General features: G+C 69.5%; 12 protein-coding genes. 4 read left to right on the top strand and 8 right to left on the bottom strand.

What is annotated here, in order from left to right:
* Nucleotides 1-13: 13 nt before the first annotated feature.
* The 6 genes from ABZ348_RS00185 to ABZ348_RS00210 form a co-directional block, all read right to left on the bottom strand.
* Nucleotides 14-856 carry a hypothetical protein gene (locus tag ABZ348_RS00185; protein ID WP_358927680.1) on the bottom strand — a complete coding sequence of 281 codons (843 nt, stop codon included), beginning with the start codon at nt 854-856 and terminating at the stop codon, nt 14-16.
* Between the two features lie 85 nt (nt 857-941).
* On the bottom strand, nt 942-1,082 hold the full coding sequence (amiA, locus tag ABZ348_RS00190) for a streptamidine family RiPP (protein WP_358928755.1): 141 nt from the start codon (nt 1,080-1,082) through the stop codon (nt 942-944).
* A gap of 58 nt (nt 1,083-1,140) precedes the next feature.
* The gene (locus tag ABZ348_RS00195) at nt 1,141-2,004 is read right to left on the bottom strand and encodes an ABC transporter ATP-binding protein (protein ID WP_358928757.1); all 864 of its coding nucleotides are present in this window, start codon (nt 2,002-2,004) and stop codon (nt 1,141-1,143) included.
* A 98-nt stretch (nt 2,005-2,102) separates the two neighbouring features.
* The gene (locus ABZ348_RS00200) at nt 2,103-3,152 is read right to left on the bottom strand and encodes an iron chelate uptake ABC transporter family permease subunit (protein WP_358928759.1); all 1,050 of its coding nucleotides are present in this window, start codon (nt 3,150-3,152) and stop codon (nt 2,103-2,105) included.
* Nucleotides 3,153-3,157: 5 nt separating this feature from the next.
* Nucleotides 3,158-4,105 carry an iron ABC transporter permease gene (locus ABZ348_RS00205; RefSeq protein ID WP_358928761.1) on the bottom strand — a complete coding sequence of 316 codons (948 nt, stop codon included), beginning with the start codon at nt 4,103-4,105 and terminating at the stop codon, nt 3,158-3,160.
* A gap of 59 nt (nt 4,106-4,164) precedes the next feature.
* Entirely contained in the window at nt 4,165-5,160 is a 996-nt protein-coding gene (locus ABZ348_RS00210) for an ABC transporter substrate-binding protein (protein WP_358927682.1), read from the bottom strand.
* Nucleotides 5,161-5,243: 83 nt separating this feature from the next.
* Between ABZ348_RS00210 and ABZ348_RS00215 the strand changes: the two genes are divergently transcribed.
* Nucleotides 5,244-6,470 carry a hypothetical protein gene (locus tag ABZ348_RS00215; RefSeq protein ID WP_358927684.1) on the top strand — a complete coding sequence of 409 codons (1,227 nt, stop codon included), beginning with the start codon at nt 5,244-5,246 and terminating at the stop codon, nt 6,468-6,470.
* 152 nt (nt 6,471-6,622) lie between these two features.
* On the opposite strand, the gene ABZ348_RS00220 is transcribed toward ABZ348_RS00215, so the two are convergent.
* Together ABZ348_RS00220 and ABZ348_RS00225 are read right to left on the bottom strand one after the other, a co-directional pair.
* Nucleotides 6,623-7,630 carry a MerR family transcriptional regulator gene (locus ABZ348_RS00220; protein ID WP_358927686.1) on the bottom strand — a complete coding sequence of 336 codons (1,008 nt, stop codon included), beginning with the start codon at nt 7,628-7,630 and terminating at the stop codon, nt 6,623-6,625.
* Between the two features lie 6 nt (nt 7,631-7,636).
* Nucleotides 7,637-8,308: a HEAT repeat domain-containing protein gene (locus tag ABZ348_RS00225; RefSeq protein WP_358928763.1), complete on the bottom strand. Its 672-nt coding sequence runs from the start codon at nt 8,306-8,308 to the stop codon at nt 7,637-7,639.
* A 255-nt stretch (nt 8,309-8,563) separates the two neighbouring features.
* Here ABZ348_RS00225 and ABZ348_RS00230 point away from each other — a divergent pair, with 255 nt between their 5' ends.
* The 3 genes from ABZ348_RS00230 (at nt 8,564) to ABZ348_RS00240 (ending at nt 14,509) form a co-directional block, all read left to right on the top strand.
* The gene (locus ABZ348_RS00230) at nt 8,564-11,563 is read left to right on the top strand and encodes an aminotransferase (protein WP_358927688.1); all 3,000 of its coding nucleotides are present in this window, start codon (nt 8,564-8,566) and stop codon (nt 11,561-11,563) included.
* 116 nt (nt 11,564-11,679) lie between these two features.
* Nucleotides 11,680-12,687: a LacI family DNA-binding transcriptional regulator gene (locus tag ABZ348_RS00235; RefSeq protein WP_358927690.1), complete on the top strand. Its 1,008-nt coding sequence runs from the start codon at nt 11,680-11,682 to the stop codon at nt 12,685-12,687.
* Nucleotides 12,688-12,880: 193 nt separating this feature from the next.
* Entirely contained in the window at nt 12,881-14,509 is a 1,629-nt protein-coding gene (locus ABZ348_RS00240) for an ABC transporter substrate-binding protein (protein ID WP_358927692.1), read from the top strand.

Here is a 14,509-nt window from a genome sequence, read left to right on the forward strand (position 1 = left end):
CGGACGGTCGTGATCACGGCCCGGTCCTCGCCGGGAGGGATGCCACGTCGGGGACCGGGAGGACGGGGTGTTGGGTCACGGTGAGGTCGCGCAGGTCGAGCCGGCGTAGTCGGCGCCGTACGGGCAGTGGACCGGCTCCGGGGTCGCCGGCGGCCCAGGCGATGAGGTCGCCGGTCAGCAGTGCGGCGATCAGGGCTGCGGAGGTGGCCGTGCTCGGAGAACCGCTCTCGGGGGTCCGCAGCCCTCGCCAGTAGGCGTCCAGTTCGCGGTGGGCGGGCGTCGCGGCGAGACGACGCAGTCTGACGTGGGCCGCGGTGACATCGCCCGGACGGTCGGCCAGCGGCTCCAACCAGACCTGGGCGCCCTCACGGTGACAGCGCAGCCAGGCGGTTCCTCGGCCGGGCAGGCGGTCGGCCTCGTCCCACAATCCGGGCGGCACGGGAGCGTCGAGACACCAGACGACGGCGGTTCGAGGACGCCGGGGGCCGTGGCACAGTGCCGCGAGTTCGGCGGGGGCCGCGGATCGGGGTCGGCCGCCTTCGGCCCGGACGAACCGGTCGAGCGGGGCGAGGAGTTGGGGATCCCCCAGAAGGAGGACGGTACGGTCGGCAAGCCTTCCGGTGGGTTCCGCTTCGGGCCGCCGGAGGTATCCGGCCTGGTCGAAAGCGCCGATGAGCCGGGCGAGTTCGGGATCGGGATCGGACGCGCCGCAGGTGAGCGCCTCCGTCAACGTCTGCGGGTCGACGCTTGCGGTGTCGACCTGAAGGAACTCGCCATCGGGGGTGCGGACGACCAGACCCCGTCCGGGGACCGTGACGAGGGTGGCTCCGGGGGTGAGTCGTGGTGCAGTGGCCACGGTGTGTCTCCTGTGTGGAACCTGTGTGGAAGGGGACGGAACGGGCCCGCCCGGTCTGTGTTCCGGACGGGCCCGCTCACGGGACCTACTGGTCGGCGTCGGCCTGGACGGCGTCCATGGCCATCTCGTCGAACGGGTTCTCCACGAGGGCGTTGGAGTGGGTGGCCGACTGGTGGGCCAGCTGGCCCGGCTCTGCGATCGGGGTGAACACCTGGTACTGCTCCATGGTTTGAGCCTCCGATTCATCGGTGTTGGCGGCAACGTTCGTTGCCATGTCGAACACCCTAGTGAAAATGATTGTCATTTTGCAAGACTGAATGCTCGGACCGGAGTGGGTGATCCGGGTAACACACCGGCCAACCCCCCACGGGGTCGGTTCCCACGCGCCCCGCCACACCCAGCGCATCGGCCAACAGCCCCGGTGTCACCACGGACCGCGGGGGACCGTCCGCCACCACGAGCCCCTCCCGCAACGCAACGATCCGGTCGGCGTAGCGGGCCGCATGGCCGAGGTCGTGCAGGACCATGACCACGGTCAGACCGCGCTCCTCGCGAAGCCGGACCACCATGTCCATCACCTCCAACTGGTGCCGGAGGTCGAGATACGTCGTCGGCTCGTCGAGCAGCAACACCCCGGTGTCCTGCGCCAGCGCCATCGCCAACCGCACCCGTTGCCGCTCACCGCCGGACAGGGCATCCACCGGCCGATCGGCCCAGGAGGTCACCCCCATGTCGGCCATGGCGCGCACGCACACCGCGTCGTCCGCATCGCGCAACATGCCGAGCGGACCACGGGCCGCATATCGCCCCTGGCTCACGAGCTGACGCACCGTCATGCCGGGGACCGACGGTGCGGACTGGTGCAGCAGGGCCACCCGGCGCGCCGTGGCCCGACGGGAGAGCCGACCCACGTCCGCGCCATCGATCAGCACCGACCCCGACCGGGGACGCAACAGCCCTGCACACAACCGCAGCAGCGTGCTCTTGCCACAGCCGTTGAGGCCGATCAGGGCCACCAGTTCGCCGGCCGTGACATCGAGGTCGACGCCGCGCAACACATCCCGGCCGGGGAACCCGAAGTGCAGACCTTCGACCAGCACCCGGCCCGCATCGATCACCTCCGGTGCACCGTCCCGTACCGCATCCATGTCCTTCGTCGTCATGACGTCCTCCTCACCCGGCTGCCGGGTCGCTGTCTTCGGCTCGCTCGTGTTCCCCTGCGCCCGTCGGCGCTCCGGTGGTGGGATCACTCCTGCACACCTCCGGTGCGACGGGCGACGGCGAGGAGCAGAGCCGCTCCGACGGCCGTGGTCAGGGCACCCACGGGAATGGTCAGACGGTCCGAACCCAGCACCTCGGCCAGAGCACGGGAGAGCCATTGGGCTCCCGCGTCCGCACCCCCGACCACCAGCGCGCCCAGCAGTGCCGCGCCGGGGAGTGCGATGCGCAGATCGGCTCCGAACAGGGCGAACGCAAGGTGAGGGACGAGGAGTCCGACGAATCCGAGCGCGCCCACGGCAGGCACCGCGCCGGCGGTCAACGCCACCGCCACCACCAGGGCGGCGGCCCGGGCCCCGGTGGTGGCGAGTCCCGCCGCCGCGGCCTGTTCCTCACCGCAGCGCAGCAGGGTGAGTGGGGCCGCGAGCGCCAGGGCGCACGCGCCCCACAGGAGGGTCCAGGGCCACAACAGGTGCCAGTGTTCCCACACCCGCCCTTCGGTCGATCCGACCAGCCACTGCACGATGCTGCCCAACTCGCCGGGTGCCACCAGCAGGACCATCGCCGTGAGCCCGGAGAGCACCGCCGAGGCCAGGACGCCGTACACCGCCGTACGGACCGGGTCGCCCTGTTCCCGACCTGCGAGCAGCCAGAGCAACCCGGCGCCGGCGAAGCCGCCGATGCAAGCGGCGACCACCACCCCGGCCGGATCCTCCCAGCCGGCGAGCCCGAGGCCGGTGGCAGCGACCGCACCGAGCACCGCGCCCGGGGTGACACCGGTGACCTCAGGACCGGCCAGTGGGTTGCGCAACGCGGACTGGAGCACGGCGCCCGCCAGCCCGAGCGCCGCACCGGCGCCCAGGGCCACGAGTGCGCGCGGCAGCCTGAGTTGGAGGACGACGTGTCGGGCGGTGGCATCTCCACCGCCCGTCAGCACCTCCCCCACCGCGGGGAGGCCGACGGCCCGGCCGGAGACCAGGCCGGCCAATCCGGCGGCGACGACGAGCAGGCCGAGGACCGACAGCACGATGAAGGCCGGAGGCCGGCCGGCGAGGACGGGGCGTATCGAAGGCGGCATCGGCTTCATCGGCCGGCCTCCGCGATCCTGTGCCCCTTGCGCAGCAGCACCACTCCCAGCGGCACGCCCAGCAGTGCGGTCCAGGCACCCACCGGGGTCTCCACGGGGGCGAGGGCGAGCCGTGCCGGCAGATCGGCGAGCACCACGGTGACCGCGCCGAGCAGCGCGGACCACGGCAACCAACCGACGGACGTGGTGTGCGGCGACAGCCGGCGGGCGAGGTGGGGGGCGAGGAAGCCCACCCAGGCGACGGGCCCGCAGACGGCGACCACGGGTGCGATGAGGAGGATGGAGATGGCGAGGGCCGCGAGCCGCGCCCGTCGTACGCGTACGCCGAGGGCACGCGCCTCGTCGTCGCCGAGGCGCAGGACGGACAGCACGGGCGCACACAGGACGAGGGCGGGTACCGCCACGACCAGCCAGGGCCACAGCCCGACGACGTCGTCCCAGGTGCGCGACGCCAGACTGCCCAGCAGATAGCGGTAGATGAGTTGGAGGTCGAGTTGGTCGGCGAGCACCATCAGGACGAGCAGTCCGGCCTGGAGTGCGGCGGTCACGGCTGCGCCGGTCAGCAACACCGCCGAGGGACTGCGACCGAATCCGCCGGCCACCAACGTCAGCACCCCGCCCACCACCGCGCCGGCCAGTGCGAGGAGCGGCTCGACGGCGACCGGTACCGCCACGGCGAGGACCAGCGGAGCAGCCACGCCGAGGGCCGCCCCGGAGGACACACCCAACATCTCCGGTACAGCGAGCGGATTGCGCAACGCCTCCTGGAGCACCAGCCCGGCCACCCCGAGGCAGGCTCCGGCGGCGACGGCCAGGACCAGCCGGGGCAGCCTGAGTTCGGTGAGGACCACTCCCGCGAGATCGTCTCCGCCGAACGCAGTGGGAAGTGCGACGGGCGACACGCGGGGGGTGCCCAGGGACAGGGAGCCCAGCGCCGCTGCCAGGAGCAACCCGACCAGGAGCAGGGGGCGGAGGACGCCCCGGGGCGAGGACCGTCGCGCCGTCACCGCAGTGCGGCCGTGGCCTCGTCGAGGACAATGCCCAACGACCGCGTGCCACGGCCCTTGGCCCACACCTCGGGGTCGACCTCGATGACCTTGCCGTTCTTCACCGCGGGGATCCGCGACCAGAGGGGGTTCTGTGCCAGCTTGTCGGACAGTCGTTCCCCGGCTTTGGCGGGGCCGCCGAAGGACAGGGTTTCGACGAACAGGACGTCGACGTCCTTGGCGAGGATCTCCTCCAGGCTGTAGGTCCCTTCGACGCCGCGGCTCTGCCACGGGTATCGGGCGATCTTCGGGAAGAGCCCTGCGGTGACGTCGGTGCCGGCCGTGGCGACGCCGAAGTTCTCGTCGTTGCCGTACATCACGAGGGCGGTCTTCTCACTGGGTTCGGCCTCCGCGGTGGCGAGCCGCTGCCGGAAGATGCCCTCGGCCTTCTCCCCTTGGGCGGTACGTCCCGTGAGTGCGGCCAGATCGCGCAGATAGCCCACGCTGTGCTGCCAGGTCTCGGGCTGCACCGGCCAGAACACGGTGGCGCCCTTGAGCGCGGGGGCGAGTTTGCCGTGGGTGTCCTTCAAGCCAATGACGAGGTCTGGCTTGAAGGAGAGGATCGCCTCCACCTCGGGGCTGAGGAATCCGCCGGGCACCACGGGTACGCGGGCGGCTTCGGCGGGGCCGAGGAAGGCGTCGTGTGCGAGGAGTTGGGAGTTGGTGGCGGTGGGCGTCATGCCCAACTCGGTCAGCATGTCATCACAGAGTGCGACGAGGCAGACGATGCGTCGGGGTGGCTCGGGCGTGGCCACGGTGACGCCACGCGCGTCGGTCACGCTCCGGGCGGCTTCGATGGGTTGGACGGTGACATCGGTCGTGGGACCGCCACCGGCCTTGCCCTCGGCGGCACTGTCGGTGGTGCTGTCGGTGGTGGTGCAGCCCGCGAGTGCGATGGCCGCGACAGCAGCCAGTGCGATTCGGCGCACGGTGAGTGAAGTTCTACGAAGCATGGGTCCCCCCGGATCTTCTTGTCGATGGGTGCGATAGTGCCACATGATAATCATTACCAAAAAGCCATCATGGAGGTTTTGCCGTGCCCCTGTCGCCGCTTCTGGTCGTCGCCGACCAGATCGCCGGATCGTTGAGAGTTCTCAACCTGCCCTCAGGGCAGGTGAGTTCGACCATCGAACGACGTCACATCGCCGAACACGCGGGATTCCTCGCCCTGCCTCGAAGCCGTACGGCGTTCGTCGACGACCGGGCGGGCGAACTGGTCGTCCTGGACCCGTACGGGCCGGCCAACGGCCGCCCGCTGATCGAGATGACGGCACCGGTCGCCGTGCCCGCCGAGCATCTCGCCGCGGATCCCACCGGCACGCGCCTCGCCGTCACCACCGGGCTCGGTCACCACGAGGAGGCATGGTCGGACCTGGTGACAGCGATCGACCTGGAGGCACCGGACTCACCGGACACCGTGCGCTTTCGCGCCCGCACGGGCGAGCCCGGTGTCACCCTCACCGGCTCCGAAGACCCGCTCGTCGTGTTGCGCCATCGAGAGCCGGGACTCCTGGCCGCATACCGTCACACCGATCTGCTGAGCACCGCGCCGGGGTGCCCACGCCCCCGGCCCCGATCCACACTGCCGTTGCCGGACGACGGGCACGGCGACGCCCACGACCCGCACACCCGACGCCTGTTCGCGGCAACGGGCTCCGGAGTGCACCGGGCCCGCTACGAGGGAGCGGACCTGGTGCCGGAAGCCGCGATCCCTTGGATCGGCCCCGGGCGCGGGTACTATCTGCGGCTCGATCCCGTCAGACGACTGCTCTGGTCAGGCGTCCGCAGCGGCCCGCCCGAGCCGGACCAATGGCACCGATGGAACAACGACGCCTGGTGGCACCACCTCGACTCGGGCCGCACGGGTCGACTGCCGCTCGGCCCCGGACTGGTCTTCCGCCTGGCGGTCGCAGCACGGCACATCGCGTACGCCCGCGTCCACCCCGACGGCGACGACGTGGTCCTGGTCGAACCGGGGCCGTCCCCGCGGATCGCGGCACGCATACCCCTACCACCGATGACGGGCGCCCCACAACGGGGCGCAACCCCCTGGGACGGGGTCCAGCGCCGGGCCATCGCCGCCTCCCCCGCCGGTCCGCTCGTCGCCGTCACCCGAGGGGGTCATGGCGAGATCGAACTCCTGGACGCGGACCGCCCCGACCGACGCACCACCCTGACGGTCCCGACACCGCTGGACGAGGGCGGTCGCATCACCCTGCTCTACCCGGACGACCCGGCCCACGCGGATGCAGTGGGGCGCTGACCGAGGGAGGTACCGATTCGGTGTGCCGTGATGTCGGACCCTCGTGGCGCGCACCGAGCACACCGAACGGCAGCGCCCGGGCACGAGCCGTGGAACCATCGGAACCGTCCGACACACGTCTCAACGGACGGCGGTCCATGCACGACGACGGGCTATCGCGCGTCATTGCGCATCCCGAGGACATAGGTCGCCGTGAGGGCAACAACACGGTCCTCGTCGCGCGACAGTTCCGTGAGGGCGCGTGCCGCCTCGCTTCCTGGGATGTCTGCGAGGGCCTGCGTCAGTCGTCGGCGCTCAGCCGCACCGGCAGTGTCGTGGGCGAGGCGGTCAACGAGCGCGGTGGTGATCTGATCCGCCAAGGCGGGGCGACTCGCCAGCGCGCTCAGCGCATCGGCCGCATCGACGTCGTTCGCCTCGTTGACGACCATGTCGATGAGGGTCGGGACCGCTTCGGCCACACCACGTGCGCCGAGCGCCAGGGCCGCACATCTGCGGACCACGACGTCGGAGTGTACGAGGGCGTCCTGCAAGACGGCCGTCGCCTCACCGCCCGTCATCTCGGCGATGGAGTGGACGGCCCGCTTGCGCACCTCGGCCACCGGGGATTCGAGGCCCTCGGCCAGCAGCGCCACCCCGCTGTCGCCCGCTTGCGCCAGGGCCCAGCGCAAGGCTCCGGCAACATGGGGGTCGGACTCGCCGAGCACGGCTTCGACCAGCGCTTCCACCGGCAACACCAACTCGTCGACCGAGGACAAGGCCGCACGCTGGCGTTTCCCGGCGCTCTTGGACGCCAAGGCCTGGAGGAGTCCGACGACCTGGAGGACGTCCTCCCAGCGGGCGGGCTCCACGGCGTCGATCCGGCTCAGCCGGGTGAGTAGCTCCGTCTCACGTGCAATGCGTTCGCGCGTCTGGCGGATGAGGTCGTCGACGAGCTCCGAGGGCGTGAAGGCGGGATCGTCGAGCGCCCGCTTGACGTCACGCAGCGACAACCCCAGCGACCGCAGGCTCTCGATGTGGAAGATCCGTCGGATGTCGTCGCTGGAGTACTCGCGATATCCACCGTCGGTGCGCCCCGTGGGCTGCACCAGCCCCAGCGACTCATAGTGTCTGAGCATCCGAGCGCTGACCCCGGACCGTCGTGCCACATCGCCGATCAACACCGTCCGTCATCCCTCCTGGCCCGGGGTTCCCCCGAGGGCCACGATCCGCTTCGCCTCCTCGACGGCGAACTCGAATCCGGTGTCCGGGTCGCGCAACAGCCGTTCCGTGGCCAGTGCGTGCGCCCGTACCTGTGGATCGAGATCGTTCATCGCCACCCGGAGAGCCGGCATGATCACCTCACCGAGTGTGATCAGCGCCCTGCTGAGGCTCAGCTGCATCTCACGCGCGCCCCGCCCGAGCCGTGTCGACAACACGGCGGCCAACTCGGGCTCCTCACCGTCCGGCACCACGACGACCGCTGCCCGCCAAGCGCTCCGTGCCACTTCGTCATCGGCATCGGTGAGCAGCGCCGGTGTGATCGCCGACCAGGCCCGCCGGTCGCCGATCTTGGAGAGCGTGTGCAGGGCCTGGCTCCGTGCCTGCGCACCTCCCGAGCGGACTTCCCGGAGCAGTTCGGGGACCGTGAGCGACGGCGAGTGACGGGTGAGTGCCCAGGTGAGCATCTCACGCACGGAGAAGTCCGGTTCGATCGCACACCGTTCGACGAGTCCCCCAATGAATCGCTCGTCGGGGCTGGTACCGATGGCCAACGCCGCGCGCAGCCGTACCGACGGATGGTCATCCGCCAATCCCTGGAGCGCTCGAACGGCGTCCGTGTCCCGTACTGACCTGGTGATCGCCACCACCTCCTGCACACAGTGAAGACGTTGTCATCGTGTCAAGGTCAAGCGGGGTCACCCGATGGAATCAGCGGACACCGTCGCTTCACCTCCGTGGGTGCCCGTCGCTTCGGTCGCGACGGTGGACGACGCGCGGCCGCGGGGGCACCGGATATGTCGGACGCACAAGGGCGATCCCCGACCATTGACACCGCTGGGGGCGGTCACTACCGTCTGCCGGAACGTTCCGGCACAGCAGAGAGGGACCATCCCATGAGCGCATCCGCTGCCGACTGGTGCGTAGGGCCGACGCCCGAGTTCACCGACGAAGCCGTAGAGGACGTGTTGGCGAAGCGGTTCGGCATCATCGGGACGGTCCGGGACCTGGGCAGCCAGCAGGACCGCAACTTCCGGGTGCGGACGGACTCCGGTGCGAGCCGCGTGCTGAAGGTGTCGAATCCCGCCACCGGTCCCGACGCCTTGCGGGCCCAATGCCGGGCCGTCCACCACCTGGCGTCGACCGCCCCGGACCTGCGGTTGCCCCGCGCTCGGCGCGGCACGGACGGGGAGTACCTCCAGCCGCTGCGGACGCGGAACGGCACGTTGAACTGTCGGCTGTTCGACTATGTCGATGGCGAGCCGATCATGGACAGCCGCTATCTCGCACCCCACGTCATCGCACGGTTGGGCGAGTTGTCCGGACGAATCGCAGCCGGACTGGCCGACTTCAGCCCCCAGGGGCCCCTTCCCGCGACGATGTGGGACCTGCGCAACGCCCTCGACGTGGTGGAGTCACTGGCACCGCACATGAGCGAGGCGAAGGACGCCGAACGGGTGCTCCTGGCCGCCCGCGCGGCTCATCGAGCGGTCATGGCGGTGGCGGACCGCCTGCCCGAGCAGGTGATCCACGGCGATGTCACCGACAACAACGTGGTGTGTGACCGCCAGACGGACGGTCGACCACTCCCCCAGGGAGTGATCGACTTCGGTGATCTCTCGCACGGTTGGACCGTGGCCGAACTCGCCGTCACCTGCACCTCGATCCTCCACCACCACGGCGCATCCCCGGCATCCGTGCTCCCCGCCGTACGGGCCTTCCACGCCGTCCGACCGCTCGGCCCCGACGAGGCGGCGGCATTGTGGCCCCTGATCGTCCTGCGGGCGGGTGTGCTCGTGGTGAGCGGTCGGTACGACGTACAGCACGACCCGGGCAATGCGTACGCCGCTGCCGCGCTGGAACGCGAGTGGGCGATGTTCGAGATGGCCACCTCCCAACCGGTCGAGGTGATGACCGCGCAGGTGCGTCATGCGCTCGGACGGACCGCGGCAGAGCAGTGCCCGAGCAATCTGCACCCGTTGCTGACCGGGTCGGACGACCGCTCCCCGGGTCACGAAGCCACCTCGGCCCGTATCCCGGTGGTGAATCTGTCGGTGCACAACGACGCGCTCCACTCCGGCCGGTGGCTCGTGGACGGCATCGAGTCCAGGCTCGTGGCACACGCGCTGGTCGAACACCCTACGGCCGGCGCCGTTCGCACGGTCCACGGTGAGCACCGGCTCACCCGGGCCCGCACCGACCTCACCAGCAGCGCGGCCACCCTCGCACTCGGCATCGAGGTGCACCCCCGGTCGACCACGACCGTGCACGCTCCCTGGGCGGGTACGGTCACACCGGGTGCCGGGCGTGGTCTGACACTCACGCGGGACGACGGCCAGGTGCTGTTCCTATACGGGTTGGAATTCGTCGCCGAAGGCGGTCCTGTCATCGCGGGCCAGCCGTTGGGGACGGTCCCCGGTGCAGATGAGGGAGACGGCCTCTGGATCCAGCTGTCGCGACTGACGGCCGACGTCGAACCCCCGCGGTTCGTCGATGCGGACCTTGCTGCGGGGTGGCTGGCCGTGTGCCCCGACCCGACGCCCCTGCTCACAGCGGACCCGGCCCCGGAACCGGTTCAAGCAGGGGCGCCCGCGACGGCGGTACCGGGCGAATCCGCTGCGGAGCTACTGGCCCGCCGGGACGTTGCGTTCGCCAGGGTTCAGGAGCACTACTACCTCGAACCGCCCCGGATCGAGCGCGGTTGGCGGCACCACCTGGTGGACACCGAGGCCCGCACCTATCTGGACATGCTCAACAACGTCACGGTGCTCGGCCACGGCCATCCCGCCCTCAGTGACGCGGTGCACCGACAGTGGCAGCGGCTGAACACCAACTCCCGCTTCCACTACGCGTCCGTCGTGGAACTGTCCGAACGCCTCACCGAGTTGCTGCCGCCCGGGTTGGACACGGTGTTCCTGGTCAACAGCGGCTCCGAGGCCGTCGATCTCGCACTGCGGCTCGCCTGGGCCGCCACCGGGCGCCAGGACGTCGTCGCGGTCGGCGAGGCGTACCACGGCTGGACCTACGCCAGTGATGCCGTCTCCACGTCCATCGCGGACAATCCCAACGCCCTCACCTCGCGGCCCTCCTGGGTGCACACGGTGCCGGCTCCCAACTCCTACCGCGGCCGGTACCGAGGAGTGGAGGCTCCTCGCTACGGACCGGAGGCAGCCGCGGCCATCGCCGAACTCGCGCGCTCCGGACGGGCTCCGGCCGCGTTCCTGGCCGAGGCGTACTACGGCAACGCCGGGGGCATGGCACTCCCGGACGGCTATCTGGAGCAGGTGTACGCGGCGACACGTGCCGCCGGCGGCCTGTGCATAGCGGACGAGGTGCAGGTCGGCTACGGACGGCTCGGCAGGTGGTTCTGGGGGTTCGAGCAGCAGGGCGTGGTTCCCGACATCGTGACGATCGCCAAGTCGATGGGCAACGGGCATCCGCTCGGTGCGGTGATCACCCGGCGCGAGATCGCGGACGCCTATCGTTCGCAGGGCTACTTCTTCGCCTCGGCGGGCGGGAGCCCGGTCAGTTCCACGGTCGGCCTGACCGTGTTGGACATCCTGCGCGACGAGGGGCTCCGGGAGAACGCCGGCGCGGTGGGCGCTCACCTCAAAGCCGGCATGGAGGCGCTCGCCGAACGGCATCGGCTGATCGGTGCCGTCCACGGCAGTGGTCTGTATCTGGGACTGGAGTTCGTCCGCGACCGCGACACCCTGGAACCGGCGACCGAGGAGACCGCGGCCATCTGCGAACGGCTGCGCGAGCTGGGAGTGATCGTGCAACCGACCTCGGACCGCCAGTGCGTCCTGAAGATCAAACCACCGATGTGTCTGACCACCCGGAGCGCGGATGTGTTCCTGTCCGCACTCGACGACGTACTGTCCCATGGCTGGTGACCCCGACGGTCCGACGGCCGTGCAGATCCCCTCGACAGCGCGGGCCCGGGGCCGGGGCCGTACGCCGTGCTCCGATGTGTGGAGGGCGGTCGCTCATGGCCTCTAGGATTCCGCTCATGCCGAGCGCAGAAGACTCCCCAGCGGCCCCGACGATCGCCGATGTCGCGCGGGCGGCGTCCGTGTCCAAGACGACCGCGTCCGATGCGCTGCGCGGGCACGGCAGGGTGTCGGGCGCGACCCGGGAGGCGGTGTTGGCAGCCGCCCGGCGGCTCGGATACGCACCGAACCGCAATGCGCGCTCGCTGCGGACCTCGGTGACCGAGACCATCGCGCTGCACATCCCCGAGTTCCTGACGAGCGCCGAGTACTACATGGCCTTCGTCTTCGGAGTGGCCGAGCAGGCTGCACGGGCGGGGCTGAACGTCACCCTGATCTCTTCCGGCCATCTCCCCCAACACAGCACGATTCCGCAGGTGGACGGGCTGCTGTTGTGTGACCCCGTGGCGGGTGACCCCGTCGTCGACCAATTGATGAACGCGAATCTGCCCGTGGTGACGGCCGAGCGGTACGTGGGTGAGGTGCAACCGACCGGCGTCATCTGGTCCGACCACGAGCAGCTCATCACCCAACTGCTCGATCACCTCAGGGATGCGGGAGCGCGCCAGCCCGCCTTCCTCGCCTCCGATACGACGTCCGACTGGGCCACCACCCTGTTCGACACCCATGCCCGGTGGTGTGCGGCCAACGATGTGCCGGTCCTCGTGGGCAAGGCTCCCTTCGGTGCGTCCCCTGATGTGCTCCAGCGGACCGTGCGCGACATGTTGACCCGCTTTCCCGAGATCGATGCCCTGGTCTGCGGCGCCGACGGGGCCGCGGCAGCGGTGCTCCCGGAGATCCGTGCGGCTGGTCGGACGGTGGGACAGGACATTCTGCTCGCCTCGTGCGTCGATAGTTCTGCCATGCGCATGGCAGAGCCACCGATTACGTCCATTGATCTTCGACCGCGGGTGATGGGCGCCGAATGCGCGCGTCTGCTCGTTGAAATCCTGACTGGGGAAGCGAAACCGGGTACCACGCGTTCCCTGCCGATCGAGATGAACATCAGGGACTCCACCCGCTGGTAGAGACTTCCTATCAACCGGGCGGGCCAGCAGGCCCGTCCGGCCCTTTCGCATGTCCGAATTCCGGGCCCCTTATTTCCTTCGCATTACCCCTCGATTTTCCTTGCACAACCCGTTGACACGCCATTTCGGGGGGACTAATTTTCCCCCATGCCGGAACGATCCGGCTCTTCCTTTTCGGAAAGGAGGCGGCCCTATGCGGAGAACACTCGTCACCCTAGGATGCACCGCCGCCCTGTCGGCCCTCATCACCTCTTGCTCTGCGCCCGCCGCAACCGAGGCCAAGAAGTCCCCGAAGAAGGCAGGATTCCTCGCCGTGGCGGACAAGTCCGCCACCGGGCGCGGCCCGCTCACCGTCCAACTCGACTACGACTCGGTGGAGGCGGGTGGTCTGGACCCCCAGACCGCCGAGACCGCCCGCTCCTGGTCACTCGGCTCCCTGGTCTACGAACCCCTGGTGACCGTCGGCCCCGACTTCGCCATCAAGCCGCTCCTCGCCAGCTCTTGGACCCAGCCCGACGCGACGACCTACGTCTTCACCCTGCGCAAGGGCGTCACCTTCTCCAATGGGCGCGCCCTCACCACGGCCGACGTGGTCGGCAGTCTCCAGCGCCTGCTGAAGTCGACCACTCCGTACGGCCGTCAGCTCGGCCCCGTCACCTCGGTGACCGCGACCGGCCCCGCCCAGGTGACGGTGAAGCTCAGCAGCGCGTACACCCCCTTCCTCGCCGCCCTCGCGAACACGCCGGCCGCCATCCTCCCCATGAAGGAGGTGAACGACGGTTCGGTGGACCTGAAGAAGGAAATGCTGGGCACGGGTCCATTCACCGTGAAGGAACACAAGCAGGACCAGCACTGGGTCTTCGCGCCGAGCACCAGCTACCGCGAAGCGGCACGACTGAAGATCTCCGAACTCAAAGTCAAAATCGTCCCCCAGGAGACCACACGACTCGCCGCCCTCCGAAACGGCAGTGCCGACTTCGTGTTCTTCAACAACATCGACACCCTTGACCAGTTGAGCGGAACACGGAATGCGAAAGCCGTCAGCCAGCGCAATAGCGACTTCTACTATCTGATCCAGAACGAGAAGGACAAGAGCTCGCCCCTGGCACACCCGAAAGTGCGATTCGCCCTGAACAGCGCGCTGGACCGGGAACAGATCGCGACCGTCGCCTTCGGCGGCAAGACCCAACCCACCGGAGTGACTCCCACCGTGCTGCCGGGCGCGTGCGACCCGGCGGAGCTCCCCGGTGCGAAGGCCGGCACCTCATCCGCCAAACAAGCCCTGCAAGCCGCCCTCAAGGAAGCGGGCTTCAAGGACCTCACGCTCCGACTCGCGGTGTACAACTCGGAACCCGCCAACGGCCAGATCGCCCAGGTGATCCAGCAGCAGTACGCCAAGGCCGGTGTGACAGTGAAGATCCTCAAGTACGACACCAGCACGTTCGTCTCCAAGGTCTACGGCGCGAAGCCCGACTTCGACCTCGCCATCAGCTGGTTCGCCGGCTATGTGGACCCGGCGATGGTCACCCGCTGGTGGAACCCCGAGGTCGCCGGTTTCTCGGCCACGTTCCTCAACAACGACGTCGAGCTGAACAAACTGATCGACAAGGCCGGCGGAGAGCCCGCGGGCAGCACCCGCAACACCACCCTCACCCAGCTGTGCGAACGTGTCGACACCAACGCGGCCATGCTTCCCCTGGTCACCCGTCCGGCAGTCATCGGCTATCGCACCGACAAGGTGAGTCCGACCCTCCACAGCAACGAGGGATACGGAAACATCCTCCGGAACATCGTCGAATTCACCCTCCCGTCGGCGAAGTAG

Origin of the sequence: Streptomyces sp. NPDC005963 (assembly GCF_040638655.1) — a bacterium.
In the GTDB taxonomy this organism is placed as follows: Bacteria; Actinomycetota; Actinomycetes; order Streptomycetales; family Streptomycetaceae; genus Streptomyces.